Annotated in this window: 28 protein-coding genes and 1 pseudogene; 21 read left to right on the top strand and 8 right to left on the bottom strand. The window is 67.1% G+C overall.

Going from position 1 to position 26,621, the window contains the following annotated elements:
* Positions 1-470: 470 nt before the first annotated feature.
* The 7 genes from KBZ08_RS10145 to KBZ08_RS10120 all read left to right on the top strand — a co-directional run bounded on the left by KBZ08_RS10145 (position 471) and on the right by KBZ08_RS10120 (position 6,735).
* Positions 471-1,406, top strand: a complete 936-nt coding sequence (locus KBZ08_RS10145) for an alpha/beta hydrolase (RefSeq protein ID WP_254972733.1) — start codon at positions 471-473, stop codon at positions 1,404-1,406.
* Between the two features lie 371 nt (positions 1,407-1,777).
* A complete protein-coding gene (locus KBZ08_RS10140) occupies positions 1,778-2,980 on the top strand; it encodes an aminotransferase class V-fold PLP-dependent enzyme (RefSeq protein ID WP_254972732.1) in 1,203 nt (400 codons plus the stop codon).
* Between the two features lie 424 nt (positions 2,981-3,404).
* Positions 3,405-3,908, top strand: a complete 504-nt coding sequence (locus KBZ08_RS10135; RefSeq protein ID WP_254972729.1) for a gamma-glutamylcyclotransferase family protein — start codon at positions 3,405-3,407, stop codon at positions 3,906-3,908.
* 68 nt (positions 3,909-3,976) lie between these two features.
* Positions 3,977-4,570 carry a DUF429 domain-containing protein gene (locus tag KBZ08_RS16640; RefSeq protein ID WP_396122403.1) on the top strand — a complete coding sequence of 198 codons (594 nt, stop codon included), beginning with the start codon at positions 3,977-3,979 and terminating at the stop codon, positions 4,568-4,570.
* 349 nt (positions 4,571-4,919) lie between these two features.
* Entirely contained in the window at positions 4,920-5,411 is a 492-nt protein-coding gene (locus KBZ08_RS10130) for an ATP-binding protein (protein WP_254972728.1), read from the top strand.
* A gap of 74 nt (positions 5,412-5,485) precedes the next feature.
* Positions 5,486-6,094: a class I SAM-dependent methyltransferase gene (locus KBZ08_RS10125; RefSeq protein ID WP_254972726.1), complete on the top strand. Its 609-nt coding sequence runs from the start codon at positions 5,486-5,488 to the stop codon at positions 6,092-6,094.
* A gap of 14 nt (positions 6,095-6,108) precedes the next feature.
* Positions 6,109-6,735 carry a DUF429 domain-containing protein gene (locus KBZ08_RS10120; RefSeq protein ID WP_254972724.1) on the top strand — a complete coding sequence of 209 codons (627 nt, stop codon included), beginning with the start codon at positions 6,109-6,111 and terminating at the stop codon, positions 6,733-6,735.
* On the opposite strand, the gene KBZ08_RS10115 is transcribed toward KBZ08_RS10120, so the two are convergent.
* On the bottom strand, positions 6,729-8,198 hold the full coding sequence (locus KBZ08_RS10115) for an MFS transporter (RefSeq protein ID WP_254972722.1): 1,470 nt from the start codon (positions 8,196-8,198) through the stop codon (positions 6,729-6,731). The genes KBZ08_RS10120 and KBZ08_RS10115 overlap by 7 nt on opposite strands.
* Before the next feature lie 134 nt (positions 8,199-8,332).
* Here KBZ08_RS10115 and KBZ08_RS10110 point away from each other — a divergent pair, with 134 nt between their 5' ends.
* The 7 genes and pseudogenes from KBZ08_RS10110 to KBZ08_RS10080 all read left to right on the top strand — a co-directional run bounded on the left by KBZ08_RS10110 (position 8,333) and on the right by KBZ08_RS10080 (position 11,025).
* Positions 8,333-8,560, top strand: a complete 228-nt coding sequence (locus KBZ08_RS10110; RefSeq protein WP_219904189.1) for a type II toxin-antitoxin system Phd/YefM family antitoxin — start codon at positions 8,333-8,335, stop codon at positions 8,558-8,560.
* 333 nt (positions 8,561-8,893) lie between these two features.
* Positions 8,894-9,121: pseudogene (locus KBZ08_RS10105) on the top strand (4-oxalocrotonate tautomerase family protein); the annotation flags it as partial.
* The gene (locus tag KBZ08_RS10100) at positions 9,111-9,539 is read left to right on the top strand and encodes a hypothetical protein (protein ID WP_254972719.1); all 429 of its coding nucleotides are present in this window, start codon (positions 9,111-9,113) and stop codon (positions 9,537-9,539) included. The pseudogene KBZ08_RS10105 and the gene KBZ08_RS10100, both read left to right, overlap by 11 nt.
* A complete protein-coding gene (locus KBZ08_RS10095; protein ID WP_254972717.1) occupies positions 9,536-9,949 on the top strand; it encodes a GFA family protein in 414 nt (137 codons plus the stop codon). Before KBZ08_RS10100 ends, KBZ08_RS10095 begins: the two co-directional genes overlap by 4 nt.
* Positions 9,950-9,972: 23 nt before the next feature.
* Complete coding sequence (locus KBZ08_RS10090; protein WP_254972715.1) at positions 9,973-10,329, top strand: nucleotidyltransferase domain-containing protein; 357 nt, start codon at positions 9,973-9,975, stop codon at positions 10,327-10,329.
* 49 nt (positions 10,330-10,378) lie between these two features.
* Positions 10,379-10,633, top strand: coding sequence for a type II toxin-antitoxin system Phd/YefM family antitoxin (locus tag KBZ08_RS10085; RefSeq protein WP_254972713.1), 255 nt, complete (start codon positions 10,379-10,381; stop codon positions 10,631-10,633).
* A complete protein-coding gene (locus tag KBZ08_RS10080; RefSeq protein WP_254972711.1) occupies positions 10,633-11,025 on the top strand; it encodes a type II toxin-antitoxin system VapC family toxin in 393 nt (130 codons plus the stop codon). The genes KBZ08_RS10085 and KBZ08_RS10080 overlap by 1 nt, the downstream gene beginning before the upstream one ends.
* Positions 11,026-11,050: 25 nt before the next feature.
* On the opposite strand, the gene KBZ08_RS10075 is transcribed toward KBZ08_RS10080, so the two are convergent.
* On the bottom strand, positions 11,051-11,716 hold the full coding sequence (locus tag KBZ08_RS10075) for a TetR/AcrR family transcriptional regulator (protein ID WP_254972709.1): 666 nt from the start codon (positions 11,714-11,716) through the stop codon (positions 11,051-11,053).
* 62 nt (positions 11,717-11,778) lie between these two features.
* Here KBZ08_RS10075 and KBZ08_RS10070 point away from each other — a divergent pair, with 62 nt between their 5' ends.
* From KBZ08_RS10070 to KBZ08_RS10045, 6 genes are all read left to right on the top strand, one after another.
* Positions 11,779-12,837 (top strand): HlyD family efflux transporter periplasmic adaptor subunit, encoded by a 1,059-nt coding sequence (locus KBZ08_RS10070; RefSeq protein ID WP_254972707.1) that lies wholly within the window; start codon positions 11,779-11,781, stop codon positions 12,835-12,837.
* Positions 12,834-13,982, top strand: coding sequence for an ABC transporter permease DevC (devC, locus tag KBZ08_RS10065; RefSeq protein ID WP_254972706.1), 1,149 nt, complete (start codon positions 12,834-12,836; stop codon positions 13,980-13,982). The genes KBZ08_RS10070 and devC overlap by 4 nt, the downstream gene beginning before the upstream one ends.
* Positions 13,983-13,996: 14 nt before the next feature.
* Positions 13,997-14,668 carry an ATP-binding cassette domain-containing protein gene (locus tag KBZ08_RS10060; RefSeq protein ID WP_254972704.1) on the top strand — a complete coding sequence of 224 codons (672 nt, stop codon included), beginning with the start codon at positions 13,997-13,999 and terminating at the stop codon, positions 14,666-14,668.
* Between the two features lie 15 nt (positions 14,669-14,683).
* Positions 14,684-15,370: an SAM-dependent methyltransferase gene (locus KBZ08_RS10055; RefSeq protein WP_254972700.1), complete on the top strand. Its 687-nt coding sequence runs from the start codon at positions 14,684-14,686 to the stop codon at positions 15,368-15,370.
* 62 nt (positions 15,371-15,432) lie between these two features.
* Positions 15,433-15,858, top strand: a complete 426-nt coding sequence (locus KBZ08_RS10050) for a GNAT family N-acetyltransferase (RefSeq protein WP_254972698.1) — start codon at positions 15,433-15,435, stop codon at positions 15,856-15,858.
* 108 nt (positions 15,859-15,966) lie between these two features.
* Complete coding sequence (locus KBZ08_RS10045) at positions 15,967-16,353, top strand: cupin domain-containing protein (RefSeq protein WP_315861253.1); 387 nt, start codon at positions 15,967-15,969, stop codon at positions 16,351-16,353.
* Between the two features lie 154 nt (positions 16,354-16,507).
* Here the strand turns inward: KBZ08_RS10045 and KBZ08_RS10040 are convergent, their stop codons facing one another.
* The 5 genes from KBZ08_RS10040 to KBZ08_RS10020 all read right to left on the bottom strand — a co-directional run bounded on the left by KBZ08_RS10040 (position 16,508) and on the right by KBZ08_RS10020 (position 23,112).
* Positions 16,508-17,209, bottom strand: a complete 702-nt coding sequence (locus KBZ08_RS10040) for an ABC transporter ATP-binding protein (protein WP_254972694.1) — start codon at positions 17,207-17,209, stop codon at positions 16,508-16,510.
* A 3-nt stretch (positions 17,210-17,212) separates the two neighbouring features.
* Positions 17,213-18,481: an ABC transporter permease gene (locus tag KBZ08_RS10035; RefSeq protein WP_254972693.1), complete on the bottom strand. Its 1,269-nt coding sequence runs from the start codon at positions 18,479-18,481 to the stop codon at positions 17,213-17,215.
* The gene (locus KBZ08_RS10030) at positions 18,478-19,884 is read right to left on the bottom strand and encodes an HlyD family secretion protein (RefSeq protein WP_254972692.1); all 1,407 of its coding nucleotides are present in this window, start codon (positions 19,882-19,884) and stop codon (positions 18,478-18,480) included. Before KBZ08_RS10030 ends, KBZ08_RS10035 begins: the two co-directional genes overlap by 4 nt.
* Before the next feature lie 229 nt (positions 19,885-20,113).
* A complete protein-coding gene (locus KBZ08_RS10025) occupies positions 20,114-21,739 on the bottom strand; it encodes a hypothetical protein (protein WP_254972691.1) in 1,626 nt (541 codons plus the stop codon).
* 803 nt (positions 21,740-22,542) lie between these two features.
* Positions 22,543-23,112 (bottom strand): hypothetical protein, encoded by a 570-nt coding sequence (locus KBZ08_RS10020; protein ID WP_254972689.1) that lies wholly within the window; start codon positions 23,110-23,112, stop codon positions 22,543-22,545.
* A gap of 120 nt (positions 23,113-23,232) precedes the next feature.
* Between KBZ08_RS10020 and KBZ08_RS10015 the strand changes: the two genes are divergently transcribed.
* Positions 23,233-24,096, top strand: a complete 864-nt coding sequence (locus KBZ08_RS10015; RefSeq protein WP_254972688.1) for a CPBP family intramembrane glutamic endopeptidase — start codon at positions 23,233-23,235, stop codon at positions 24,094-24,096.
* Here KBZ08_RS10015 and KBZ08_RS10010 read toward each other — a convergent pair.
* Entirely contained in the window at positions 24,060-26,543 is a 2,484-nt protein-coding gene (locus KBZ08_RS10010; protein ID WP_254972687.1) for a glycoside hydrolase family 9 protein, read from the bottom strand. The two genes, KBZ08_RS10015 and KBZ08_RS10010, sit on opposite strands and share 37 nt — an antisense overlap.
* Positions 26,544-26,621: the final 78 nt, after the last annotated feature.

The following is a 26,621-nucleotide window of genomic DNA, read 5'->3' as shown; positions in this document are numbered from 1 at the left end:
GAGGCGACAGCCTGGTCACGATCCCGATTCCCACTGCCATCTCAGGCTCCGGAGGACCTCCGAACAAGCGACTCAACCGGTCAACCAGATTGACGCCACCCGTCAACCTGATTGACACGGGACAGCCTACAAGTCCCATGGCTGGCGAAAAGCCTGCCAGGCCCTGGGATTGAAGCCGAAGAAGACCAGGCCCTACACCCCTCGGACCAACGGCAAGGCCGAGCGATTCATCTAGCCGCAGGCTTCTGCGAAGCAGTGGACCCTGCTGGAGGAGTGGGCCTACGCGATGCCCTACGGCACCCCAGTGGCTCACAATGAGCTACTGCCCACCTACCTGCAGATCTACAACAGCCGCAGGTGCCACATGGCCCTGGGTGGCCTTACCCCCCAGCAGCGGCTTGGTCAGCTGCAGGCATGAACAACCTGGTGGGAAACCACATCTAAGCGCTACACCTCTATCGCTGCTATCTATGGGTTGGACGACACAAGCCTCAACATCTGTCGAGGTTGAGATCGAAACGTTAGCGGGCACACTCCATGGCACACAGATGATTCCAGCGTCTGATGTGCCAGGGCCAGCGGTGCTGATCATTGCGGGTTCAGGTCCGACCGATCGCAATGGAGACAGTTCTCTCGCTGGGACCAATCATAGCCTCAAGCTCCTCGCTGAAGGATTAGCGGATCATGGCATGGCCTCAATCCGTTATGACAAGCGCGGCATTGGAGCCAGCGCAGCCGCAGGACCGGAAGAAGCTGATCTGCGTTTCGATGCCTATGTTGAAGATGCTGCACTCTGGATTCAGCACATGCAGGCAGACTCACGTTTCTCGAGCGTCACCGTCATTGGTCACAGCGAAGGCTCTCTGATAGGAATGCTGGCAACCCAAGCAACCGGGGCAGATGCACTTGTCTCGATCGCCGGACCTGCCCAACCTGCATCGCAGCTTTTAAGAGATCAGCTGCGACCCAGCTTGCCAGAGGCATTATGGCAAGAGAATGAGCAGATTCTTGCTGCTCTGGAGCAAGGGAAGAGAGTGGCCTCCATTTCACCAGAACTCAACGCTCTCTACAGACCGAGCATCCAGCCCTACCTCATGTCCTGGTTCCGCTATATCCCTACCCAGGAGATTGCTCGACTCACTGTTCCTGTCTTGATTGTTCAGGGAACTACTGATAGCCAAGTGCCTGCCAGAGAGGCGCAAGCCCTGAAATCGGCTAAGCAGGATGCGGAGCTTAGAATCATTGAGGGAATGAATCACGTCTTAAAGACCGTTTCATTGGATCCCCAGCAACAAAAAGCTTCCTACTCTGACCCATCGCTACCGGTTGCGCCTGAACTCGTTGAAGGGATCTGTCAGTTTATTCATTCTAGTGAGACGCGCCATGGGGCCAGCCAGCCGCTGTAACGGAACATGCCAGAATGACGGATTGCGTGGCATTGGCTCTTTGCGTCTGCTGGGCTTGGTTGTTACCCAGTCCCTGACGGCGATGTCGACTTCGTTTTCAGCTTGCCCCTTCTTTTTTGTCTAGCCATCAGCTGGAGGAGGCGTTTCGTCATTTCTCCCTGCTGGAGCGATGTCGCGTTGCCAAGGACGCCACGTACAGCTGGGTATCACGTATCGATACAGCGGGTGAACAACGTGTGCCAAAGAGGCGCTTGGGACATGCTCCGGATTGAGCACGCCGACGGCTAACATCAAGATTCGGCGCACGGCTCCAATCGTGCTGGGTCATGAGGCAAGGCCATGGTCCGCCGCTGATCCGGAGAGGAGCAGAGATGCCTCAGCCAGACCCCAGCTTCACGGCCAATGATGGGCTGAACGCCGCTGTGGAGCTGATGCGTTCGCCAGCCGGTACGCCGGTTGACTTGCCCCCAGAGCTTCCGGAGACCGGACTTGGTGACAGGCAGGCGCTCGACATGCTCTCCTGCCATGTCCTCGGCAAAGCAGCCCAGCTGAGCGCACCCATCTCGCTGGCCCACATGGACCCGCCCACTCCCTGGATCACGTGGGCCATGGCGCTCTGGGATGCCAGTCTCAACCAGAACATGCTTCATGAGATGACGTCCCCTTTCGCCACTCAGGCAGAGGAGCGCGTCGTGTCATGGCTTGCTCCGTATTTCGGGATGCAGGGCGGGCATTTTTGCTCGGGTTCGACCATCGCCAACCTCACGGCCCTCTGGGCGGCGCGCGACTCCTCAGGCGTGCAGACGGTCGTCACTTCCGAAGCAGCCCATCTCAGCATTGACAAAGCATGCCGCCTGCTGGGACTTCAGCTGGTGAAGGTCCCCGTGGATTCGCTCGGACGGCTGGATCGCGAGCGGTTGCCCGACCTCAACGCCGCCTGTCTTGTGCTGACTGCTGGAACAACCGCCACGGGCTCCATCGACCCGCTCGACCTGATTGGCGCGGCGCGATGGACACACGTCGACGCCGCATGGGCCGGCCCCTTGCGACTCAGCCCCGCGCATGCCTCCAAGCTCGAAGGGATCGAAGCGGCCGATTCAGTGGCGGTGTCGGCTCACAAGTGGCTCTTCCAACCCAAGGACTCGGCACTTGTGATGTTTCGTGAGCTCGAGGCTGCCAATGCCGCGATCAGCTTCGGCGGAGGCTATCTCGCCAGGCCCAACGTCGGCGTCCAGGGCTCCCGTTCCGCCGCGGCCATCCCGCTGCTGGCGACCCTGCTGGCGTGGGGTCGCATGGGACTGGCTCAGCGGCTCGACCGCCTGATGGAGGTCGCTGAGTCGCTGGCGGATGCGATTGAGGCGAGTGAGCGTCTCGAGTTGTGGGGGCGCCCGCAGACAGCGATCAACGTCTTCCGTCCGGTGGATCGGCAGACGGATGCTTTTGTTGCGGCCTTGCCGAAGGGCATGCTGTCGACGTGCGTTCTCGACGGCGAGACCTGGGCCCGTTCGGTGGCAGCCAATCCTTCGGTGGATATCGATGGTGTGATCAGGAGTGTGCTGGTCGCCAGCCGCTGAGCAGATGGCCCAGACGCTCATGCGATGAACCTTATGGTCCATTGCCCTTGCCCAGAGCCTCAGACCGCGAAGCTCTACCGACGGTAGTCGCCGCTTTCTCTCTCCTCGCAGGTGCCGCCTTGGTGTGGTTGTCGCTGTGGACGATGCACACTTGGAAACGGCGAAGTCGATTCTGCGCTACCGCAATCACGTTGGCGGCCGGAGCTCCATCGGCTTCCGAGTCTCCTTCTCAGGGTATGGCGTCAGTCGAGCGGCGATGGAGGCGGTCGTCAGGCCGTACGCCCAGGAAAGCATGGTCAGGGTCTACGACAACCCTAGGCATCCCGCAACCGCTTTTCTGATCCCGTGATGGGATCTATCCCAAGGCGAGGGGAGATTGCCTCGGCGGGTTGATAGGCTCAAAGGGCAGGCGTGACTTGGTCCCGTGGAGCATTGTCTGAATTTCGCCTATGGCTCCAACATGCTCATGGCCAGGTTGCGTCAACGGGTTCCGTCCGCGCGTGCGCTCGGCTTGGCGGTGCTGCGGGGGCATGAGCTGAAATGGCATAAGGTCGCCAACGATGGATCGGGCAAGTGCGACATCGCGACGGCGGCCGATTCAAGCCGTCTCGTTTACGGGGTTGTCTATGAGATTCCTCTCGCAGAGAAGCATCGGCTGGATCGTGCGGAAGGTCTCGGGCTTGGATATGAGGAGCAAACGAAGACTGTCGACCTGGCTGGTCAGCTCGTTGCTGTGCAAGCGTATGTTGCCACAAGGATCGATCCGGATATTCTGCCCTATGCCTGGTATCGGGCCCTGGTGGTTGCCGGTGCCATGGTACACAATCTCCCTTCCGCGTACATCGATGGGCTCAGAAGGGTCCCGGTCATCCACGACCCTGACCAGCAACGCCATGCCGAACAGATGGCTCTGGCTGCCGAGGCCTGACTCCTCCCTCCTTCGGACGCTCACCGCCTACGCTGGCTTTCGCATCGGATAGGCATGGCAACCCCAACATGCGATTCGTAGGGTTTGATCCAGGTGGCGAAAAGGCGTTTGGCTGGGCAGTCGTCGAAGCCATGACAGATGGCCTCCGGTTTGTTGCCGGCGAGGTTGTGAGTGGCGCGCCTTCCGCTGTCGCCCAGTCTTCAGCTCTGTTGCCCGGAGCGCCAGCCGCAGTTGGAATCGACGCTCCATTGTTTTGGGTATGCGAGGGTGATCGCAGCGCAGATGCACAGGTTCGCAGGCTTGTTTGTGAAGCTGGTGGCCAGTCCGGCACTGTCAGCCATGTCAACTCCTTGCGTGGAGCCTGTCTTGTTCAGGGTGTGCTCGTTGCCAGGCTATCCCGTGAGCAGTGGCCCGCCGTGCCACTGACGGAATCGCATCCCAAGGCGCTCTTGCGGGTATCGGCGGCGGCGCGAGCCTTTGTGTCTGCGCCCGAGTTTACCGGGCTCAGCGAGCATATCCGGGATGCTGCACTTGCCGCTTATGCTGCCCACGCCTTTGTGACACAGACGGCTGGTTGGCACAATCTTCTTCTCCATGAGCGCTCCCCGTTCTTCCCTGGCGGTACGGAGGTTGCCTACTGGTTTCCAAAGCAGCGAACCTGAGCCCACCCATTGTGGGCCTCTCCACGTCAGGTGACTCCCGCCGCTGACCCGTTGAACCTGCTTCGCTGCTTCAGCGCCCTGACCTGCCTGTTGCTCATGGGCTGTGAATCCCTATGGAACGCCGTCAATCGTTCGGCTCTGGAGTCCGATATCCGCGCCATCCTCAAGCCTGCAGGTTTCGTAGGCATATGGCGGCCAGGGCATCGACTTTCTCCCGATGATCGAGGGGATTCGGCCGTAAACGCGCAGGCCTCACGCCAGTACGCATGCTGATCCTGTGGGGACCATGTTTCCCCAACGTGAATCGCAGGATTTTGCTAAGCTCCCAAGCCGCTATCCAAGGCCCCACATGGCCGCCACCGCGACCCTGCACTTCTTCTGCGGGAAAGCCGGAGCTGGAAAGACGACCGTTGCCCAGGCTGTGGCGCAGGACACCGGAGCGTTTCTGATCTCGGAGGACATCTGGATGGCCCGTTTGTTCGGAGATCAGATGACGACCTTCCAGGACTACATCCACTTCTCCAGGAAGCTGAAAACCGTGGTGGGTCCCCTCGTGGTGGACCTCCTGAAATCCGGTCAGTCTGTCGTGCTGGATTTTCAGGCCAACACTAGGGCTGGGCGTGCCTGGTTCCGTTCCCTGTTCGAGGAGGCAGGCTCAGATCACCGCCTGCATTATGTGGACACACCAGATGCAGAATGCCTGGCACGGATTGCCCGGCGGAATGAGGAGCAACCGGAAGGCTCCCACCCACTGACGGAGGACGACTTCAACCACATCTCCTCGTTCTTTGCAGCCCCGGAGAAGGCCGAAAACTTTGCCGTGGTTTTGCACTCAATCTGAGTTGACAGCGCCCTGAATGACGGCCCAGGAGCCGTACCCGCGTTGATCATCAGCCTTCCAGCTGGAGCACTCCCATGACCCATACAGCCATTGCCGCCGCCTACGACCAACTCGCTCCCAGGTGGCAGGATGATACGTTCAGCACCGTCGATGGCGTACGCCAGCACCAGCGTGCGCTGGCGTTTCTGGGCTCCATCGATCCCGGCTGGGCTCTGAGTGTGGGCTGTGGCTGCAACACGCGGTTCAATCCCTTGCTGCGTGAGCACGGCCTTCTTCTGGAGGGGATTGATCTGTCGCAGCGGATGATCGCGTTGGCTCAGGACGCGGACCCTTCCGTCGTGCTGCACCATGCGGATGTCTGTGACTGGAGCCCGCCGCGGATGTACCGCTTCATCTCGGCGTGGGACAGCCTCTGGCACGTGAAGCTTCAGCATCAGCGCGCGGTGATGCTCAAGCTCATGGCTTCACTCGAGATCGGTGGCGTTTTTCTGTTCACCGCCGGAGGACTGGACGGGCCGAGCGAGCACGTCGATGCGACGATGGGACCGGAGGTTTACTACGCCACCCTGGGAATTCCTGGCCTTCTCGAGGTCCTCAAGGACGGCGGAAGTGTCTGTCGTCACCTCGAATTCGATCAGTTCCCGCAGACTCACCTCGCCGTGATCGCCCAACGCACGGCCTGATCGACCATTCCGCCATGCCCCTGACCACCACCGTGGGCATCGATGTGGGCGGCGCCCGCAAGGGCTTCCATGCCGTGGCCCTCACCGGCGGCACCTACGCCACCCAGTTGGCCACCAGCGACGCTGAGGAGCTCGCCCACTGGTGCCGATCCGTGGTGCAGGCGAACGTGATCGCCATCGATGCCCCCTGCCACTGGAGCGCCGATGGACGCGCCCGTCCCTGTGAGCGTGAGCTGAGGCACAAGGGGATTGTCTGCTTCGCCTCGCCCACCCGCCAGGCCGCCGTCGCCCACCCCACCGACTATTTCGGCTGGATGCTGCGCGGCGAAGCGCTCTATCAGGCCCTCGAGCCCAGCCATCCGCTCGCCGTCGCGCTGCCGATCGGCAGCCAGCCCTGCTGTTTCGAAACCTTCCCCCACGCCATCACCTGGCATCTGCGGGGCGGCGACGCCCAGGCCTCCCAGAAGCGCACGCAGCGGAGGGAGTTGCTGCAGCGGGCGGGGATCGATCTGGCACCGCTCACCAGCATCGACCTGATCGATGCCGCCCTCTGCGCCCTCGCCGCCCACCATGCCGCCAGCGGTGGCGCCTGCGTGCACTACGGCGAACCGCAGAGCGGCTGGATCGTGGTGCCTCAGTGAGCCGCCGGGGCCTCGGCGCCGCGGGCCACGGAGATCAGCGCGCCCACCAGGCCGAGAGAGGCCGCCAGGCGAAAGGCCAGTTGCTGGGCCCCCAGAAAGGCCGCCAGGTCGGTTCCGCCCAGCCGTGCTCCCACCTCCCCCGCCAGAGCGGCGTCGGCCCCGGCGGCGCCGAGGCCGTGGGCGAGCAGGGAGGCCGCCAGCGCCGTGCCGATCGCCTGGCCGAAGTTGCGCGCCGTCGACAGGAACCCGTTGGCCACACTCAGATGCTGCGGCGGCACGGTGTTGAGCGTGGCGCTGTTGTTGGGGGGATGGAACAGCCCGCCGCCCATGCCCAGCAGCATCAGCGGGCCGATGATGCTGGCGTCGGCGGCGTCCGGCCCCAGCCAGGACAGGCCCAGCAGGCCGGCACTGATGCAGAGCATGCCGGCCGTGCTGAGGGTCCGCGCCCCCACCCGATCCCCCAGGCTGCTCACCGTCAGGCTCGTGGCGGTGAGCACCAGCGAGAGCGGCACGATCAGCACCCCCGCCATCACCGGCGAGCGCCCCAGCACCAGCTGCGCATACAGCGGCAGCAGGAAGTAGCAGGACACCGCCGCCACGAAGTAGAAGGCGGCCGCCACCGAGCCGCAGGTGTAGGCCCGCGAGCGGAACAGGCTGAGCGTCAGCAGCGGCTTGGGGAGGCGCTGCTCCACCGCCACGAACAGGGCCAGGGCCGCCGCGCCGCCGAGCAGGAGCGCCAGGCTGGCCGGCTGCAGCCCGCCCTGGGAGAGCTGCTCGATCACCAGGAAGGGGGCGCTGGTGGCCACCACCGCCAGCACGGCACCGGTCCAGTCCATGGCGGTGCGGTCCTGGCTGCGGGGGCGGGCCCTGAGGATCCGCAGGCTGAGGATCAGTCCGGCCAGGCTCACCGTCAGGATCACCAGGAACAGGGAGCGCCAGCCGAACCGGCTGATCAGCAGGCCGCCGAGCACCAGCCCCGTGACCTGGGCCAGCGCCAGGATCGAGGCGTTGACGGCCATGGCCTTGCGCCGCTCCTGCTTCGGGAAGACGGCGGTGATCTCGGCCATCACGTTGGCCAGCACCAGGCCGCCGCCCACCCCCTGGAGCACCCGGAAGGCGATCAGGGTCTCCACCGTCGGCGCCAAGGCGCACAGCACCGAGGTCACCACCAGGACGCCCATGCCGATGACGACGATGCGCCGGCGCCCCCAGATGTCGGCCAGGCGTCCGGCCGGCAGCAGGGTGACCGTCACGGTGAGCAGGTAGGCGACGATCACCCACTTCAGGACCGGCAGCCCGACGCCGAACTGACGCGCCATCGCCGGCAGGGCCAGCGTGACGATGAACCCGTCCATGTAGACAACGAAGTTGCCGCATTCCACGGCGGCCAGGGTCCACCAGCGCTCGGGATTGGCCGGTGGCGCTTCCCCCGGACGCTGGACGGCTGCGTTGCCCTGGACCATGGCCGGTGCTGCCCTGATGTTGAACTCTCAGGTGCGGAAAGCTAGGGGACGGCGCCGGTTCGTGGGGTTCGGCCCTGAGCAGACAGAGGGGCCTCCATCGAAATGTCCTTTCAATTGCCTTTATGGACATTTCCGTGACCGAGTTCCGTGCCCAGTGCCTGGAGTTGATCCGGCAGGTGGAGAGCGGCGGTGAGGTGGTGGAGATCACCCGCCACGGCAAGTTGGTGGCACGCCTCATGCCGCCGACCACGCGCTCCGCTCAGGGACCCCAGCCATGGACGACCCTGCGCGGTTCCGGAGTGCTGCACGCTGAGCCAGAGGAATCCGTGCTGGAGGCCCAGGCCTTTGATGCCCTGCGGTGACGGACGGCTGAGGCTGGATCGGCCGTTTCAGACCTGGTTGCAGGAGGCCGCTTCCCCTGCGGTTGTTCAGATCATGCCCCTTGACGTGTCCATGGTGATCCTGCCGACAGGCTGATCGTGGCCACGGGTTTGGCCCACGGGTTGGTGCTAGCCACCCATGACCAGGCCATCCGCAACAGCGGAGTGATCCCGATCTGGAGGGGTACCAGGACGTAGCCCGCTTTTCCTGCATTGGCCGCTGCCGCAGGCCTGCTGGGCTTTCGCCAGCAGATCGCTCCGGGCCGCTGGGGCCTTGAATAGGCAACAGGCCAAAGCACCGCCCATTCCAGGAGCAAGACATTGCCCTACGTGAACGTTCAGATCACCCGAGGTGCATCGCGGCAGCAGAAGGCCGAGATCGTCAAGGACATCACCGACTCACTCGTTCGTGTGCTCGGCAAGAAGCCCGAGTACACCCATGTCGTCATCCAGGAGATCGACGACGAGAACTGGGGATTCTCCGGGATGCTCACGGACGACTGGAAGGCGGCGCAGGCGGGGACATCCAGCCATGGGCGATAGACCTGCCACCGATTGGGAGGCAAGGTTCCAGGCCAGCCGGGAGCCCAAGGTGAAGGTGCTGGAGAAATCGTTCGCGGGCATCCCCGCCGGTGCCCGGATGCTGGTCGTCACCCCTCGGATCGTCGATGCGGAGGTGTGCGAGATCGCTCCTGGGTCCGTGATGGCAGCCGCGACCCTGCGCCAGAGGCTGACCGCGCGGCATGGGGCCGACGACGCCTGTCCGGCCACGACCGGGATCGCCCTGCGGGTCGTGGCCGAGCGCTCCTACCTCCGCCTGCAGGCCGGTGTGGAGCCGGTCACGCCGTTCTGGCGCGCGCTTGACCCCGAGAGCGACCTGGCGGGCAAGCTGGCCTGTGGCCGGGAGTTCCTGCGGCACATGAGGTCGGCAGAGGCGCCGCCCCTGCGCACCGGTCGATGAAACCCAGGATCTTCGAAGGTGGCTGCCTCTGTGGCGCCATCCGCTTCCGAGCCACCGGTGTTCCGGAGAGGCCCCACACCTGCTCCTGTGCCATCTGTCGCAGGCACTCGGGCGCGCTCACGCTCATCTGGGTGGAGTTCCCGGCGGCGAGCGTCGAGTGGATCGGCCCCGGCGGCAGGCCCGCCACCTGGCGTTCCTCCGCCTTCTCCAGCCGGTCCTTCTGCAGCACCTGCGGCACCACGATCGGAGCCATCGACGACGAGCCGATCGTCGCCCTCGCCACCGGCGCCTTCGACAAGCCCCACCTCAAGGATCTGGCCCCGACGGCCCACTCCTACCTCTCGCGCAGGCCGCGGTGGTGGCATGTCGCGTCTGACGCAGAGACACGCCGGGAGGGCGATTCTCCATGACGGGGCAACGGATCCCTCGGGCCATGATCAGCAGTGCCCCGATGGCCTCAGCCCAGGCCATCGGCTTGCCGGAGTCCGCCATGGCGGCCATCCAGATGGTGCTCGCCACCTATCCCGAGGTGGAGGCCGCGATCCTCTACGGATCCAGAGCCCTTGGCCGCCACCGCCCCGCCTCCGATATCGATCTCACGCTGACGGGTCACGCCATCAGCAACGCCACCCTGGCCCGCATTGATGCCGATCTCGATGATCGGCTCCTGCCCTGGGTGATCGATCTTTCCGCACTCTCCGCCATCAGCCATCCCGCCCTTCTGGACCACATCCAGCGGGCCGGCGTGCTGCTGTACCGACGCTCGGATCCGCCATCCGTCCCTGCCTGACCGTCCGGGTGGCTATTTCTGGTCTGGTCTGGTTGAGCGGCCCGTCGCCATGGCGTCCCGTCCCAGCCGGATGGTGAACATGCTCGAAGCGAAGACCCACCTCTCGCGCCTGGTGGAAGCGATCGAAACCGGCGCCGAAGAAGAGGTGGTGATCGCTCGCAACGGCCGGCCCGTGGCACGGCTCACCAGCCTGCAGCCGCCCGAACGACCCCGCCGGCTCGGTATCGCCCGCGGCCAGTTCGTGGCGCCCGAGTCGATCGATGCGGCCCATCCCCTGATCGCCGATCTGTTCGAGCAGGGCTGATGCGGCTGCTGCTCGACACCCACACCTTTCTCTGGGCCATCATCGATGACCCGAAGCTGGGGCCCCTCAGCCGTGAGCTGATCACCAACCGGGCCAGCGCGGTGGTTCTCAGCCATGTGTCGCTCTGGGAGATCGCCATCAAGCACACCCTCGCCCCCAGCGACATGCCCCTGTCGGCCGGCGAGGCCATCGCCTGGGCGGAGCCATCCGGCTTTGCGTTTCTCCCCATCGACCTTCCCCATCTGCTGGCGCTTGCGCAGCTGCCCCTGCACCACCGCGATCCGTTCGATCGCCTGCTCGTCGCCCAGGCCATCAGCGGCCCCTTCACCCTGCTCAGTGCCGACGCGGCGTTCGCCGCCTATGGCTGCCCGCTGCAGGACGCCCGCGCCTGAAGCCGCCTCCGCCAGAGCCCCCGAATCAGCCCGGAGTCCCCGGCGGCGCGCCCACCAATCGCACCAGCAGCTCGGCGTAGGCCTCCCGGTCCACCGGGGCCACCTCGCGGCCGTGCAGCAGGTCCTGCATCAGGATCAGGTGCACCAGGGCCCCCATGAACAGCCGCGCCCGCAGCTCCGCCTCCGCTGCTCCGGCGATGGCCTCGAACAGCGCCGTCACCCGGCCCACGCCGGTGCGCTCCAGCTGGGCCAGGAAGGTCTTGGCCAGTTCGGGGAACCGCTCCGACTCGGCGATCACCAGCCGCAGAAAGTCCAGGAACTGGGGCTGGCTGTGGCGGCACTCCAGGCAGCGGGCCGCCAGTTCCCGCAGGGCTGCGGCGGGCTCGGCCGGCAGGGCCTGCTGGGGCGAGGCGCCGAACAGTTCGCTGAGGCGCTCGCCCACCATCGCCTCGGTGAGGGCGCGGAACAGGGCCTGCTTGTCGGCGAAGTGGCCGTACACGGTGGCCTTCGACACCCCCGCCGCCGCGGCGACCCGGTCCATCGAGGTGGCGGCGTAGCCGTGCTGCAGAAACTCGCACCGGGCGCCGTCGAGAACGGCCTGGCGCTTGTGCTGGCTGCGCCGCTCGCGGGCGCTGGGGCCAGAGGTTTTCCTAGGGACGGCTGCGTCACCACCGGCATCGGCTGGGGGCATGGCGCGTCCCGCTCGGAAAAACTGAACTGAACCGTATAGTAACTGCAGCTGGAAGGGCGGCGATGGTGGGGCGGCGGGCACGGCTGGGGCTGGTGGCGGCGGGCGGGGCCGGGCTGCTGGCCCTCGGCGTCGGCCTGCTGCGCCGCGCCACCCCGCCGCCGCCGCCACCGGTGGTCGAGCGGCCGGTCCGCACCGTCACCGCCCTGGGCCGGCTGGAGCCGGTCAGTGCCCTGCGCACGATCGCGGCGCCGCTCTCGGGCGCCGGCCAGCCCACCCTGCAGGCCCTGCTGGTCGACCGCGGCGATGCGGTGCAGGCCGGCCAGCTGCTGGCCCTGCTCGACAACCAGCCCCAGCTGGAGGCCGCCGTGGCGGCGGCCCGGGCCGAGGTGAACCTGGCCCGTTCGCGGCTGGCGATCGCCAGCGCCGATGCCGGCAGCGGCGAGGACGGCCAACGGGCCAAGGTGCGCTCCCTGGAGGCCCAGCAGCGCACGGCCGCCACCGAGGCCGCCCGTTACCAGAGCCTGTTCACCAGCGGGGCCGTCTCGGCCGAGGAGCGCGACAACCGCCGCCTCAGCCTCGACACCGTCACCGCCTCGCTGCAGGAGGCCCGGGTGCTGCTGGCGCGACAGCAGGCCCGCAGCAGTGCCGGCACCGGCGGCGTGGACCTGGATGTGGAGGCCTCCCGGCGCGTGCTGGAGCAGGCCCAGGCCAACCTGCAGCGCGCCATCGCCGCCCGCGACGACAACCTGATCCGGGCGCCGATCGCCGGCACCGTGCTGCAGGTGTTCGCCCGGGCGGGCGAGGCCCCCGGGGCCGCGGGGATCCTGCAGCTGGGCCAGACCAGCCGGATGCAGGCGGTGGCGGAGGTGTACGAGAGCGATCTGCCGCGGGTGCGGCGCGGCCAGCCGGTGCGGATCACCAGCCCGGCCCTGACCCAGCCGCTGCAGGGCCGGGTGGGGCAGATCGGCGCCATCGTGCTGCGCCAGAACCTGATCAACACCGATCCGAGCTCCAACACCGACAACCGGGTGGTGGAGGTGCGCGCCCCGCTCACGCCGGAGAGCAGCCGGCGGGCGGCGGGGTTCACCAACCTGCAGGTGCGGGTGGTGATCGGGCCATGAGAACCCCGCTTGGCTGGCTGCAGCTCCGCCACGACCGCGGCCGCTTCCTGGTGGCCATCGCCGGTATCGCCTTCGCCGATCTGCTGATGTTCATGCAGCTGGGCTTCCAGGCGGCCCTCTACGACAGCAACACCCGCCTGGATCGCGCCTTCCGGGGCGATGTGGTGCTGATCAGCCCGAAGGCCCTGAACCTCCAGAACCTCTCCACCTTCCCGCGCCGCCGGCTGCTGCAGGCCCTGGATGTGCCCGGGGTGGTGGATGCCCAGGGCCTGTACATCCGCACGGTGAACTGGCGCAATCCGCAGACGCTGCGCAGCGCCACCGTGCAGGTGCTGGGTTTCGATCCGGATGCCGATGTGCTGCGTCTGCCGGAGGTGCGGGCCCAGGCCGATCGCCTCAAGCTGCCCGACACGGTGCTGTTCGACCGGGGCGCCCGGGGCCGCTATGGCGAGGTGATCGCCCGGCTCGATCGCGGCGAGCCCGTGACCAGCGAGATCGAGCGGCGCACCATCGCCGTGGGCGGCCTGTTCCGGCTGGGGGCCTCCTTCGGGGCGGACGCCACCCTGATGGCCAGCGACCAGACGTTCCTGCGGATGTTCCCGCGGGCGAAGGCCGGCAGCATCAGCGTCGGGCTGCTCACCCTGGCGCCGGGCGAACCGGTGGCGCCGGTGGTGCGGGCCCTGCGGCGCCACCTGCCGGACGATGTGCAGGTGCTCAGCCACCCCGACTACGTGCAGTTTGAGGAGAACTACTGGCGGGTGGCCAGCCCGGTGGGCTTCATCTTCGGGCTGGGCACGGCGATGGCCTTCGTGGTGGGGGTGGTGATCGTGTATCAGGTGCTCTCCACCGACGTGAACGCCCACCTGCAGGAGTACGCCACCTTCAAGGCGATGGGCTTCCGCCAGCGCTGGCTGCTGCTGGTGGTGGTGGAGCAGGCCCTGATCCTGGCGGCCCTGGGCTTCATCCCCGGCGCTCTGATGCCGCTGTGGCTCTACGCGGTGGCGGCGAAGGCCACCAGCCTGCCGATCGCCATGACCCTGGGGCGGGCCACCACGGTGTTCGTGCTGACGCTGGTGATGTGCCTGGCCTCCGGGGCGATCGCCACCCGGCGGCTGCAGGCGGCCGATCCGGCCGAGCTCTTCTGATGGGGACCGGCGCCATGGCCAGCGCGATCGTGATCGAGGGGCTCAACCACCACTTCGGCCGGGGCGCGGTGCGGCGCCAGGTGCTGTTCGACGTGGCGATGGAGGTGGCCGTCGGCGAGATCGTGCTGCTCACCGGTCCCTCCGGCTCCGGCAAGACCACCCTGCTGACCCTGATCGGCGGGCTGCGGGCGGCCCAGGGGGGCCGGCTGCGGGTCCTGGGGCGGGAGCTGGTGGGGGCCACGGCGCTGCAGCTCACCCTGGCCCGCCGCGAGCACGGCTACATCTTCCAGGCCCACAACCTGCACCGCAGCCTCACCGCCGCCCAGAACGTGCGTATGGCGCTGGAGATGCGCGGCACCCTCAGCGACGGGGAGATGGACCGGCGCGCCCGGCGGATCCTCGAGAGCGTGGGGCTGGGGGATCACCTCGATGTCAAGCCGGACCAGCTCTCGGGCGGGCAGAAGCAGCGGGTGGCGGTGGCCCGGGCCCTGGTGGGGGAGCCGCCGCTGCTGCTGGCCGATGAACCCACCGCCGCCCTCGACAGCCACTCCGGCCGCGAGGTGGTGCTGCTGATGCAGCGGCTGGCGCGGGAGCAGGGCTGCACGATCCTGCTGGTGACCCACGACAGCCGCATCCTCGACATCGCCGACCGCACCCTGTCGTTGGAGGATGGCCGTCTCTGCTGATGGGGCCAGGAGACGATGTTCACGCTGGAGCAGATCGTTCCCTGGGGCCGTTCCTTCGAGGAATACGTGGCCATGTTCTCCCTGGCCGACAGCGATCTGGCGGGCCGGATCCTGGGCTGTGGGGATGGCCCCGCCGGCTTCCAAGCGGAGGCCAGCAGGCGGGGCCTGTCGGTGGTCTCCTGCGATCCGATCTACGCCTTCACGAAGGACGAGATCGCCTCCCGGATCGACGCCACCTACACGGAGGTCATCGAGCAGACCCGGCGGAATCCATCAGCCTTCGTCTGGGACACCATCGCGTCCGTTGAGGAGCTGGGTCAGGTCCGCATGGCGGCGATGCAGGCCTTTCTCGAGGATTATCCGGCCGGCCTGCTGGAGGGGCGGTACGTGAACGCCGAACTGCCGTCGCTGCCGTTCCCCGATCACGCCTTCGACCTGGCGCTCTGCTCCCACCTGCTGTTCCTCTACAGCCGCCAGCTGGACGCGGCGTTTCACCAGGCCTCGCTGCTGGAGCTCACTCGCGTGGCCCGGGAGGTCAGGGTGTTTCCCTTGCTGGAGCTGGGCGGGACGGTGTCACCCCATCTCGCCGGACAGGTGGATTCGCTGCGGGCGGCGGGATTCCAGGTGTCGCTGGAACGCGTGGGCTATGAGTTCCAGCGGGGGGCCTGCGAGATGCTGCGCCTTCAGCGTGAGGATGGCTGAGCGCCACACGTTGTCTCTTGCCCCCCGTAGTTGTCCGTCAAGCCGGTCCCGCCGATCTGGAGGTGATCGTTCCTCTGTTCGACGCTTATCGCCAGTTCTATGGCCAGCCGTCCGAACCGGATTGCGTCGGCGCGTTCCTGCAGGAGCGGCTGGCCCGGGGCGACTCGGTGCTGCTGATCGCCGAAGCCGATGGCCAGGCGGTGGGTTTCACCCAGCTCTATCCATCGTTCTCCTCGGTGTCGATGGCGCCGATCTTCATCCTCAACGACCTGTTCGTGCGGCCCGAAGCCCGGCGTATGGGGGTGGCCCGCCGCCTGCTGGAGGCCGCCGTGCACCACGGCCGTGGGGCCGGGGCCATCCGGCTCTCGCTCTCCACCGCCCTCACGAACGCCGCCGCCCAGGCGCTCTATGCCTCTGCCGGCTGGGAGCGCGATGCGGTGTTCTGCGTCTACCACCTCACCGTTCACCAGCCGGCGCCGCCCATGTGAGCAATGGCTACCGTCATGCGTTCAACACTCCTGCCGGGGGACTGGCCTACAGTTGGCATCCGCTTTTCCTACAGCGTCAGCCATTCCCCTTCACGCGAGGGATTTGCCATGGGTAGCGATCGCCTCTTTCGTGCTGTTGATTTCATGCAGCCGTCCGACGATGAACCGATACGGTCGGTGATTGTGGAAACGGCTGAAGCTGTGGTCGTCGCGTGGTATGTCAAGCCAGGCCAACGGATTGCTGCCCACGTTCATCCTTCCGGGCAGGACACCTGGACGATCCTCTCCGGTCATGGCACGTATCAGACAGAGGCATCGGGTTCTTCCCTGGCCATCACAGCCGGCGATGTGGTCGTCGCTCCCGTGGGTTGTGTGCACGGCGTCAGCAATCACGGTCAGGAGCCACTCTCCTTCATTTCCGTTGTTTCGCCCGCCGATGCTGGGTTTGAACCGATGCCTGACGCCTTGATTCCGACCTCTCCACTCAGCTCTTGAAGAACGCCCTCAGAGGATTCACGGCACCGAGGGCCGTATAGGGCGCTTGGGACGATGGTGCTGCCGCAGGCTCTGGGGAGGGGCCAGCCGGCTTGCCTGGTGCCTGACGTGCGGCTGGAGGCACCGGATCCAAGCAGCTACACGCCGTTCCCCCTCAGCTCTGAAACAGGTCGTCTGGGCAGCGCGGTCGGCTGTCGCTGCTGATCTGCCCGTCCTGGATCCGGATGATCCGCCCGCTGTTCTCGGCCACGGACGGGTCGTGGGTGACGAGCACGATCGTGAGCCCATCGGCGTGAAGACCGGAGATCAGCTCGATCACCTCCTGGCCGGTCCGTGAATCGAGAGCGCCGGTGGGTTCGTCGGCCAGCAGCAGTTCGGGCTGGTTCACCAGGGCGCGGGCGATCGCGACGCGTTGTTGTTGGCCACCGGAGAGCTGATTGGGTCGGTTGGCCATCCGGTCCGCCAGCCCCACCTGCTCCAGCATCGCCGCCGCCCTCTGGCGCCGCTCGTCTCGGTCGTAACCGGCATAGACCATCGGCAGCATGACGTTCTGCAGTGCTGTCAGGCGCGGCAGGAGGTTGAATTGCTGAAACACAAAACCGATCCGAACGTTGCGGATGTCCGTGCGTTCATTGTCGCTCAGCTGGGTGATATCACGGGCATCGAAGTAGTACTGGCCACTGCTGGGCTGCTCCAGGCATCCGAGAATGGTCATCAGGGTGGACTTGCCGGATCCTGATGTGCCCACAATCGCGGTGTACTCGCCGCGAAGGATGGTCAGGTCGATACCGTGCAGAATCTCAGACTCCATCTCTCCGATGCGATAGGCCTTGGTGATCTGTCGTAGTTGCAGCATGGTTCAATCGCTCCGAAGTGCCGTCATCGGATCCAGCTGGGCGGCCTTGCTGGCCGGATAGGCGCCGAAGAACACACCGATCACCAGGCAGAAGATCAGCGAGCAACCCACCGCATCCAGGGCGATCCCTGCGCTCCAGCCAAAGACTGAATTGATGGCCATCGACGCCAGCACACCAAGCAGAACCCCCAGGAGGCCGCCCGCCAGGGACAGCACCGTTGATTCGATCAGAAACTGGCGCAGGATGTCACTGCAACGGGCCCCGATGGCGCGCCGGATGCCGATCTCACGCGTTCGCTCTGTGACGGACACCAGCATGATGTTCATGATGCCGATTCCCCCCACCAAGAGGGAAATGGCGGCGGATCCGCCCAGCAGCGCCGTGAACACATTGGCGACGGCGTTGGAGGCGTTGACCAGATCGGCCTGGTTGCGAATCAGGAAGTCGTCCTCTCGGGGCGGCACGATCCTGTGGCGTAACCGCAGCAGGTTGGTGATCTGATACTCCCCTGCCTCCATGGCCTCGGCGGACCGCGCCGAAACCGCGATGCTCTCCACCGACACGCCGGCTGTGGTGTTCATCCCCACGATCCTTGCGGCCATCGTGGTGAGCGGAATCAGCACCTGATCGTCCTGGTCGCGGAAGCCCGTGCTGCCCTTGAACTCCAGGGTGCCGATGACGGTGAAGGTCTCGCCGCGGATGCGGATCGTGCGGTCCAGGGCGCTGCGGTCCGTCAACCCGAGGCTGTCGACGACGGTCTGTCCCAGCACGGCCACCCTGGCGGCCTGGTTGAGTTCGGCCTGGTTGAAAAACCGGCCGCTCAGGGGCAGAAAGTCGCGCACCGCCACGAAGGCCGGGGTGCTGCCCACCACCGTGGTGTTGGTGTTGCGATCGGCCAGCACCACCTGGGTACGTTGGCTCAGATTCGGGGCCACGTCCGCCACGGCGGGGATGGACGCGGCGATCGCCTGGGCATCCTCCCAGGTGAGGGTGGTGGCCGAGCCCGCGCCCCGTGAGGCGGGGCCGCCGCCGGGTGCCACGCCGCTCTGCACGAAGAGCAGGTTCGAACCCAGCGATTTCAACTGGCTCTCCGTCTGGAGCTGGGCGCCGCGCCCGATCGTCACCATGCTGATCACGGCGCCGATGCCGATGATCACGCCCAGCATCGTCAGGGCGGAGCGCATCCGGTTGGCCAGCAGCGACGACCAGGCGAGCGCGATCGTTTCGACCAGCTCGCCACCACCCCGCTCACCCCGGCGACGCCCCGTCAACGAGGCATCCTCCCCGGGCCCCGCTGCTGCTGGAACGGCGAGGCGCCCGACACCGGCCGGGCGTTGGGCTGACGCCGGCCCGGCACGGACACGTAGACCCGATCGCCGGCTTTCAGGCCGCGCAGCACTTCGGTGCGGTTGCCGATCGTGACGCCCACCTGCACCGGCTGGAAGCTGGGCTCCCCGCTGTCACCGGGCCGCATCACTCCGGTGCCGTCCCGCTCGCTCACGATCGCCGGGGTGGGGATCAGCAGTGCATCGGAGCGCCGGCCCACCCGGACGTTGGCGGTGAGGTTCATGCCGGAGCGGAGCTGGCTGCGCGCGTCGGCTGCCAGGGCGATTCTCACCTGGAAGCTGGTCACGTTCTGCTCCACCACCGCTTCCGGCGCCACCAGCCGCACGGTTCCGCGGAACACCTGGCGAGGGAAGGCATCCACCTGCAGATCCACCGGCTGGCCGGGCCGGATGGCGCCCACGTCCACTTCCGCCACGTTGGCCACCGCTTCCAGTTCGCTGGCCAGGGCCAGGATCGATGAGGAGGTGGCGGAACTGGTGGCGCTGGCGGAGGTGGTGGGTGTGACGAACGCGCCGACGTCGGCATATTTCTGACTGATCACCCCGGCAAAGGGGGCCCGGATCACGGTGTCATTGACCTGGGCCTGGATGGTGGCGAGATCCCCCCTGGCCTGAAGCACCTGGGCGGCCGCCGTGGTGATGTCCTCCGCGCGGCTGCCGGCCCTGGCGAGATCCATCTGGGCCCTCAGGGACCTCACCCGGGCTTCGCTGGCCAGGAAGGCCGAGCGGCTGGCATCGAAGCTCACCCGAGCGATCGCGCCGGATCGGTACAGCTGCTGGTTGCTGAGGTAGGCGGAACGAACGGCGATCTGATCGGCCTCCGCCGCCTGCAGATTGCGTCGCGCGGCCTCGATCTCCTGGGGGCGGTTGCCGGCCCGCAGCTTCTGCAGGTTGGCCTCCGCCGCCGCCAGGGTTCCCAGGGCCGATTGCAGCGTTCCCATCAGGTTGCTGTCATCCATCCGCGCCAGCACCTGGCCGGCCTTGACCCGATCCCCCTGATCCACGAACAGGGCCGTGACGCGACCCGGTTGCTTGGGGCTGATGTTCACGGGCGTCGTGGGGCGGATCGAACCGGACGCCGTCACCTGAAGAACCACGTTGCTGCGCTCCACCACCGCCGTCTGGGCGAGCAGGGCGGCCTGGCGGGCACGGACCTGTCCCTGATGCCAGGACAGCCAACCGCCCCCGGCCAGACAGAGCGTCAGCGAACCGGCGGCGATCAGCTTCCAGCGTGACCATGGCGTGCCCGCAGGAGACAGCGCTGAAGCGGCTCCTGGCCTGGCCGAGGCTGGAGGGGTGGGACTCTGGCGCAGGGGGGTCTGCAGCATGCGGGAGGCTTTGGGGCGGGCATGGGCGGCTCTGACCACACCATGGCTTTCGCCTGTGTCTGGGGCGCGACGTGGCGTCGCCCAGGTGTGAGCAGATGTGACCACGGCTCCACCCAGCCTGTCCCCTCAGGCTTCCCCCGCCTGGTCTCTGCAGGTCAGGAGGCTGGCGGCAAGGCGATGCGAGGGGAGGACGTGCGCACCAAGGCAAGGCCATCCGGTGTTTCCAGCCTCAACCACCCCGGGCGGTGGCGAAGGAAGGAAGGTCGCTGCCCTCCCACATCCGGCGAAACTCGGCACTGGTGGAGGCGGCTTCACGCTGGCGTCCCTGGCTGCGGAGGCTGCCGGCCAGCCCGTGCAGGGACCATCCGTTCGCCGGAAAGCGCTTCAGATCCTCACTGAAGACGCGCTCAGCGGCGGCGGGCTCACCCACCCGGAGGAGGAAGGCGCCGAAGTCCTGACGGACGGGAATCGACCATTCCGGTGGTTCCCCGTAGACCATCGCGTCCTCGAGCGACACCGCCGTCTGGAATTGGCTCTTGGCCGATTCAAAATCCCCCCCAGCCGCCGCGAGATGGGCCGCCAGCACGTCTCTGGCGATCGCCAGCACCGTGCCCGACGTATTGAACTCGAGCCGTTGGGCCGAGAGCCCGGGGTCTGCAGCCAGGGCCCGCAGCTCCTCCAGGAGTCGGCGTGCTTCCACAAGGCTTCCCTGGGCGATGAGGGCACGACCGCGGGCGTAGGCCCAGATGCCGCGGGCATGGCCGAGGTCCGCCGGTGGAGCCGGTTCGGCCAGGATCGATTCCCAGAGAGCGAAGCGCACCTTCATCTGCAGATGCCGGGTGCGGTGATGCTGCAGGAAGGTCATCCCCGGTGCGCGCAGCATCTCTTCCGGGGACAGCGTGCGCAGCGTCTCAGTGGCGGCAAGAACCTGCTCTTGCCGGCCGATCATGCTGGCGGCGAAGGCTAAGAAGTCGTAATTGTGGGGGTAATAGCCGGCCAGGTAGACGCCGAAGGCAGGACGCCATGTCCGAATGTAGGTTTCATCGGCGTGGATGGCATGTTCGTTGGCAGTGATGGCATCGCGATAGCGTCCAACCCTCACATAGATGTGACCAGGCATGTGCACGATGTGCCCGGCACCGGGCATCAGAGCGGCCAGCCGCTCGGCGGCCTTCAGTGCACGCTCGGGCTGCACTTCCTCGATGGCGTGGATATAGAAGTGATTGGCCCCCGGATGGTTGGGTGCGATCCGCAGAACGGTCTCCAGTTGACGCAGGATCTCGGCCGTGTGTTCACGGGCTGAGCCGTCCTTGTTCCAATACTGCCAAGGGGTCAGATCCATCAGCGCCTCCGCATGCAACGTGCGCAGATCCATGTCGTCCGGATACAGACGAACGAGCTTCCCCAGCGCGTCGGCCCAGGCCGCATCCAGGGGGCCCCTCTCCACCGGCGGATCGGCCGTGTAGCGACGGGTGAGCGCCTCGATCAGGTTCCGCTCCTTCGGGGAGGCTGTGGCCATGGTGGCCCGCGCCTTCTGCAGAGCGGCCCACGCCTGCAGCCCCGCCTCGCGGTCCATCGCCAGGTTGATGTTGGGTCCCAACGCCAGCGCTTCTCCCCAGTGGCAGAGGGCGCAACGGGGATCGAGGCTGGCGGCGTGGCGGAAGGCCCGGATCGCTTCAGCGTGGTTGAACCCGTAGTAAAGACGGAGCCCCTGGTCGAAGTAGGCCTGAGCCAGGCGATTCCTGATCGACAGGGGGTAGTGGTGCGAGCCGAGGTTGTCATCCAGGGGAGGCCCCTGAACCTGGGCCAGGCTGACGGGAGCCTGCAGGACCAGACCCACCATCAGGGGCAGCACCGTCCGGAGGGGATGGGCACGATGGGTCATGGGTCCAACCCTCCAGTCCCAAGGAGATGGGCAAGCCATGGGAAACCGAATGGAGATCAGATGGGCAGGTGCCACTGAGCGGCATCGCGGTCTGGGACCGGGCGTCACTCAGATCACCACCTGCGGTGCGGTGCGGATGACGGCGTGGGATGGATGGAAGTCGTCATGGGGAGCAACTCCTGGGCCTGAAGAAAAGACGTGGCGGTTGACGCGGAAAAAGAGCCTGGGAATCCCCCGGCTTCCCTTCTTCGTCCTTGCTCCAAGCTCACATCTGGGCGTGGATCGATTGTGAGAGCCCCGAATCGGTCATCGACCATTGCGGAAAAGATTCTTCACGAGCGAAGCATCTGCTCCAGGCGCGTCAGATGGATGGAACACTGACGAGAATCCATCAGTGATTGCCTGAGTTTCCTCCTCTGATCGGCGCAGCATCTTCGCTGCCTCCATGCAGCTTCATGGAGGCACGTCGGCCGGCGGCAAGCCCCCATCCCGATGGGCGGGCCCCGCCGTCGCAGGCCATCCCCTCAGCGCCCTCCGCCAGGAACGTCGCGCCGCTCCATGACGAGCACCTCCAGCACCGGGGGGCTCCAGCGAATCGATCAATACGTGCTGCGTGCGAGGCCGTTACGTTCGCTGCGCCACCAGGTTGGGGTGCCCATCAGCCACGGTCCTCCCGTGGCAAGGTGCCGTGGCCAGCAGCAGAAGGTTCCCGCGGGAAACCAGGCCGCACCCTCGGCGCGACTGCCGCCGGTGAACACCAATTCTTAGGGCCCTCAGAGGCCCTGCTCCCGGAAGAAGCGCTGCATGGCGTCCTCGGCCTGGGTCACCTGGGCCGGGGTGCAGGCGGAGGTCTTGCTGAACTGCTTGCCGGCCTTGTTGAAGTTGACCCGGCAGGCGCCCTCGAACTTCACCTGGCGGATGCCCAGCAGCAGCTGCACGATTTCCGGCGGTTTCGCCGCGGGCGGGGTGGGTGTGGTGCTGCTGGCTTCCTTGCCGTAGGGGGTGGGATCCCAGAAGACGAAGATCGACTGGTTCTCCAGCCGGTACACCTGGCCGCGGTTGGCCTCCAGGATCTCCCGCCTGGCCGGTTCACCGCGCCCATCGAAGTAGGCGTTGGGGGTGCTCTCGTTGGGCTTGAGCTCGATCCTCTGGCCGCCCTTGAGCTCGATGCTGACGAATCCCTGCCGCTGGGAGAAGGTGCACAGCCCCGACGACGTGGCCTTGTCCTCACCGGCGGGGAAGACATCGCAGCGAGCCTGCACGGTATCGGCGAGCGCCGGAGCCGCCGCCACCACGGAGGCCAGGCCCAGCAGGGAGGCGGCAAGGATCGGGAGTCGGCGCATCGGCAGGGCTGGCAGTGCTTTGAATGTATCCACCGTTTCGGCGGGCGTCAGCGCTGGCTGGATCAGGGTGACAGGCCCCTCCGGTGTCGCTAGCAGAGCCCCCAGAGGTGTCATGCCCTGATGGAGCCCACCGCACCGCAGCCCACCACACGGCAGACCACCGCCACGGCGGGCGCCCTTGCCCCGCGCCTCCGCCCGACGATCCGCCTGGGAGTGGCGCTCTGGCTCGCCTACAGCCTCCTGGCCGGAGTGCTGCAGTTCCGCGCCGGCATCCCTTACACCGACTGGTTCAAGACGGCCGGCCATGCCTTCGCCACGGCGGTCGTCCCCCTCACCGTCGGCGGCCTGGCGCTGCTGGCTTTCAGCCGTTGGTGCCGCTGGGACCATCTCTGGCGGGATCCCGTGCGGCTGCGCTGCACGGGCCTGATGAAGCTGTCGATGCTGGCCTGGATGGCGATGATTGCCTTGCGCCTGGTGGGCATCCGATGGAGCACGGTGCCGCCGGCTCTCCTGGTGGCGATCCTCGCCGCCGGTGTCGGTGTCGGCTTCGCCGAGGAGCTGCTGTTCCGCGGCCTGTTCCTGCGCTGCCTGCGCCAGGGGGGCCGCTCGGAAGCCACCGCCGCGATCACCACCGGCGTCTGCTTCGGGCTGTTCCACCTCCCCAACATGGCCATGGGCATGGGATGGGTCGGGGCGATCCAGGTGGTCCTGGCGGCCCTGAGCGGCATCCTGCTGTATGTGTTTCGCCGCTACACGGGCCTGCTCTGGCCGGCGATGGTGGCCCATGGCCTCTGGGACATCTCGACCTTCCTGGCCGGTGGCTATGCCTACCCGTGGCTATCGGCGGCCTCCCTGGCCGCCCAGGGGGTGTTCGTGGTGCTGGGCCTGCTCGTTTACGTGGGCCTCTCCCGAAGTGATCGGGACACGGTGGTGATTCCTGGCCCCCATCACACGATTGCCAGCGCCGTGAGTGAGCCGCTGTAGCCGGTGATCTCGACGATGGCGTCGCTGGCGGCCTGGAAGCCGGCCGTCCCGTCGTTGAGGGCCAGGAAGGTGCGGCTGCCGCTGCCGCCGGCGGCCAGGGTGAAGGTGGCCCCGCCGTTGGCGGCGAAGGTCGAGGGGGTGAGCACGGCGGCCAGGGCGGTGGGGGTGAGGCTGGCCACCGCCCCCAGTTCCCGCAGGGCGGCGGCCGACACGGCCCGGGGGCCATCGATGCGGTCGCTGCCGATCACCAGATCGGTGATCTGGTCGGGGGCGGCCAGCAGCGAGTCGCCCAGGTTGGAGAGCCGGAAGGTGTCGGCGCCCCCCAGGCCGGTGAGCACGTCGGCGCCGGGGCCGCCGGCGAGCGTGTTGGCAGCGGCGTTGCCGGTCAGAAAGCGGGGGTTGGCGGCGCTGAAGGCCAGCCGGCCGGCACCACCGAACAGGGCCGCCGCCGTGAGGGCGCCGCTGTGGCCCAGGGCCCGGCCCTGGCTGGCATTGAAGCCCACGGTGACGCTGCGGCCGGGCTGGATCGTGCTGGCCCAGGCGTCGCCGCTGACGACATGGCGGAACAGGCCACCCGCCAGCGCCGTGCTGCTGATCCGCACACCCCAGGGGGTGCCGCTGGGTCGGTGGGGGCTCTCAAAGCTGAAGCTCCAGCCGTTCAGCGCCGCCGTGCCGGCATTGCTGACGGTGAGCTGCACCGTCATCCCGCCGGTCCAGATCGAGCCCCCCACCACCACCGCCAGATCCGGGCTGGAGGTGAGCGGAATGCCGTTGAGCGTGGCCGGCAGCGGGGCGCCGGGGGTGGGAATGGGCGTGGGAATCGGTGGCGGTGGCGTTGGCGTTGGGGTCGGCGTTGGCGTTGGAGTTGGCGTCGGGGTGGGCGTTGGTGTGGGGGTCGGTGTTGGAGTTGGCGTGGGTGTCGGTGTGGGAGTGGGCGTTGGTGCGGGGGTCACCGGAGTTCCGCCACCGCCCGGCCGCACCGTGATGCCCGGCAGGGCGTCGAGCTGGGCATCGGTGAGCGGCACGCCGCCGCGGCGTTCGACGCTGCGGGCGAAGGCACCGGTGAGGGCGGCGTTGTAGTCGAGGGCCACCTCGTTGGCGACGAAGTCGTCGCGGCGGTCCTGGTAGGCGAAGTCGTTGGCGCTGGTGGGGCCGCCCACCAGGGCGCCGTAGAGGGTGTGGGTGTTGGGCTGGCCGTTGCGGAACCCGTCCCAGCCCACCCCCGAGGCCGCCCGGTGGTGGGGCTGCCGGGGCGCGTTGACCCCGAAGCCCACCAGGTAGCTCGACTGGCGCGGATTGGCGCCGAGGATGTAATCCACCGTCCCCTGCGAAAGACGGCCGTAGGCGCCGCCGGGGTCGCGCACGTTGTCGGCATAGACATCGGCCAGGAAGGCCGTGTTGGCGGCGTAGCGCAGCGAGCCCCACTGGCTGATGTGGCGCAGGCCGCCGGCGCTGATCGTCACCCCGTTGCCGCCGGTCACCCAGTTGTTCAGCCAGCCCTCCACGTCCTGCTGGATGCGGGCCGAGCCGGTGTCTTCCGCCAGGATCACGGCGGTGGCATAGGAGGCGTCGTCCCAGTTGCCCGTCCAGCCCCGCGAGAGGCCGCCGATGCTGCCGGTGTAGATCGACAGGGCCTTGTCGCGGTAGGCCGTGCCGTTGCCCCCCGCCGCGCTCACCGCCCGCGACAGCCAGGCGGCGCCGTAGGCCAGCTCGTCGTTGTAACCGCTCCAGGAGTTGTAGAAGGAGCGCACCTCCGGGATCGCATCGGCGTAGCTGCCCCGGTAGCGGTCGGCAAAGTCGTAGAGGGAGCGGGCGCGGTTGAGCAGCACATCGGCGTAGGCAGCATCGCCGTTCTGGCGGAACAGCACCGACGCTGAGGCCAGTGCCGCCGCCGAGCCCGCCGCCACATCGGAGCCGGGCTTGCTGGGCGTCACCGCCATCGCCGGTCGGGGGATCGTCTGGCTTTCGGGCGAACTCCAGAGGGCGTGGTCGGCCCCGGCATCGCCCACTTGGGCCACGAAGTAGAGCGTTGTGCCGGCCGCATCGACGCCGTGGGCCTTGAGCAGGTAGTCGGTGCCCCAGCGCACCGCATCGAGCAGCTCATCGGTCTGGCCGGTGACGGCATAGCCATCGGAGAACTCGATGCCGCCCCAGGCGAGGGTGGCGAGGGTGGAGGCCAGCGGCAGCCCGAATTTCACGTGGTCGCCGGCATCGTGGTAGCCGCCGGTGAGATCGAGCGTCAGTCCGCTCTGCAGGTTGGCCGCCGAGCGGCCGCCGAAGTACACCCCGTCGAGGCCGTCCCGCAGGCCGGAATCGCCGCGCCAGTCGATCCGCTTGCTGGCCTCGTCGAGGTTGCCCGAGCGCTGGGCCTCATAGAAGAGGAAGCTTTTCTGCAGGGCCTCGGCGACGTTGAACCCCACCCCGGTCACCGGATCGACGGACGCCATCGTTCAGAACAGATCACCCCCAACGGTTTACGGCGCCCCCCCTGTCCGGGGCGACCCCCTTCGGGGGGTGGTTGGCGG

Origin of the sequence: Cyanobium sp. Candia 9D4, from assembly GCF_024346155.1 — a bacterium.
GTDB classification, from domain to species: domain Bacteria; phylum Cyanobacteriota; class Cyanobacteriia; order PCC-6307; family Cyanobiaceae; genus Cyanobium; species Cyanobium minutissimum.
This window is presented reverse-complemented; position numbering and strand designations above follow the sequence as displayed.

What these genes read in the sequence shown, in the direction of transcription:
- KBZ08_RS10070 (WP_254972707.1), top strand. Translation starts at nt 11,779, where the DNA reads ATGGTGGGGCGGCGGGCACGGCTGGGGCTGGTGGCGGCGGGCGGGGCC.
- KBZ08_RS10130 (WP_254972728.1), top strand. Translation starts at nt 4,920, where the DNA reads ATGGCCGCCACCGCGACCCTGCACTTCTTCTGCGGGAAAGCCGGAGCT.
- KBZ08_RS10015 (WP_254972688.1), top strand. Translation starts at nt 23,233, where the DNA reads ATGGAGCCCACCGCACCGCAGCCCACCACACGGCAGACCACCGCCACG.
- KBZ08_RS10085 (WP_254972713.1), top strand. Translation starts at nt 10,379, where the DNA reads ATGGCGTCCCGTCCCAGCCGGATGGTGAACATGCTCGAAGCGAAGACC.
- KBZ08_RS10060 (WP_254972704.1), top strand. Translation starts at nt 13,997, where the DNA reads ATGGCCAGCGCGATCGTGATCGAGGGGCTCAACCACCACTTCGGCCGG.
- KBZ08_RS10145 (WP_254972733.1), top strand. Translation starts at nt 471, where the DNA reads ATGGGTTGGACGACACAAGCCTCAACATCTGTCGAGGTTGAGATCGAA.
- KBZ08_RS10010 (WP_254972687.1), bottom strand. Translation starts at nt 26,543, where the DNA reads ATGGCGTCCGTCGATCCGGTGACCGGGGTGGGGTTCAACGTCGCCGAG.
- KBZ08_RS10125 (WP_254972726.1), top strand. Translation starts at nt 5,486, where the DNA reads ATGACCCATACAGCCATTGCCGCCGCCTACGACCAACTCGCTCCCAGG.
- KBZ08_RS10140 (WP_254972732.1), top strand. Translation starts at nt 1,778, where the DNA reads ATGCCTCAGCCAGACCCCAGCTTCACGGCCAATGATGGGCTGAACGCC.
- KBZ08_RS10080 (WP_254972711.1), top strand. Translation starts at nt 10,633, where the DNA reads ATGCGGCTGCTGCTCGACACCCACACCTTTCTCTGGGCCATCATCGAT.
- KBZ08_RS10030 (WP_254972692.1), bottom strand. Translation starts at nt 19,884, where the DNA reads ATGCTGCAGACCCCCCTGCGCCAGAGTCCCACCCCTCCAGCCTCGGCC.
- KBZ08_RS10055 (WP_254972700.1), top strand. Translation starts at nt 14,684, where the DNA reads ATGTTCACGCTGGAGCAGATCGTTCCCTGGGGCCGTTCCTTCGAGGAA.
- KBZ08_RS16640 (WP_396122403.1), top strand. Translation starts at nt 3,977, where the DNA reads ATGCGATTCGTAGGGTTTGATCCAGGTGGCGAAAAGGCGTTTGGCTGG.
- KBZ08_RS10040 (WP_254972694.1), bottom strand. Translation starts at nt 17,209, where the DNA reads ATGCTGCAACTACGACAGATCACCAAGGCCTATCGCATCGGAGAGATG.
- devC (WP_254972706.1), top strand. Translation starts at nt 12,834, where the DNA reads ATGAGAACCCCGCTTGGCTGGCTGCAGCTCCGCCACGACCGCGGCCGC.
- KBZ08_RS10095 (WP_254972717.1), top strand. Translation starts at nt 9,536, where the DNA reads ATGAAACCCAGGATCTTCGAAGGTGGCTGCCTCTGTGGCGCCATCCGC.
- KBZ08_RS10075 (WP_254972709.1), bottom strand. Translation starts at nt 11,716, where the DNA reads ATGCCCCCAGCCGATGCCGGTGGTGACGCAGCCGTCCCTAGGAAAACC.
- KBZ08_RS10045 (WP_315861253.1), top strand. Translation starts at nt 15,967, where the DNA reads ATGGGTAGCGATCGCCTCTTTCGTGCTGTTGATTTCATGCAGCCGTCC.
- KBZ08_RS10100 (WP_254972719.1), top strand. Translation starts at nt 9,111, where the DNA reads ATGGGCGATAGACCTGCCACCGATTGGGAGGCAAGGTTCCAGGCCAGC.
- KBZ08_RS10115 (WP_254972722.1), bottom strand. Translation starts at nt 8,198, where the DNA reads ATGGTCCAGGGCAACGCAGCCGTCCAGCGTCCGGGGGAAGCGCCACCG.
- KBZ08_RS10020 (WP_254972689.1), bottom strand. Translation starts at nt 23,112, where the DNA reads ATGCGCCGACTCCCGATCCTTGCCGCCTCCCTGCTGGGCCTGGCCTCC.
- KBZ08_RS10120 (WP_254972724.1), top strand. Translation starts at nt 6,109, where the DNA reads ATGCCCCTGACCACCACCGTGGGCATCGATGTGGGCGGCGCCCGCAAG.
- KBZ08_RS10090 (WP_254972715.1), top strand. Translation starts at nt 9,973, where the DNA reads ATGATCAGCAGTGCCCCGATGGCCTCAGCCCAGGCCATCGGCTTGCCG.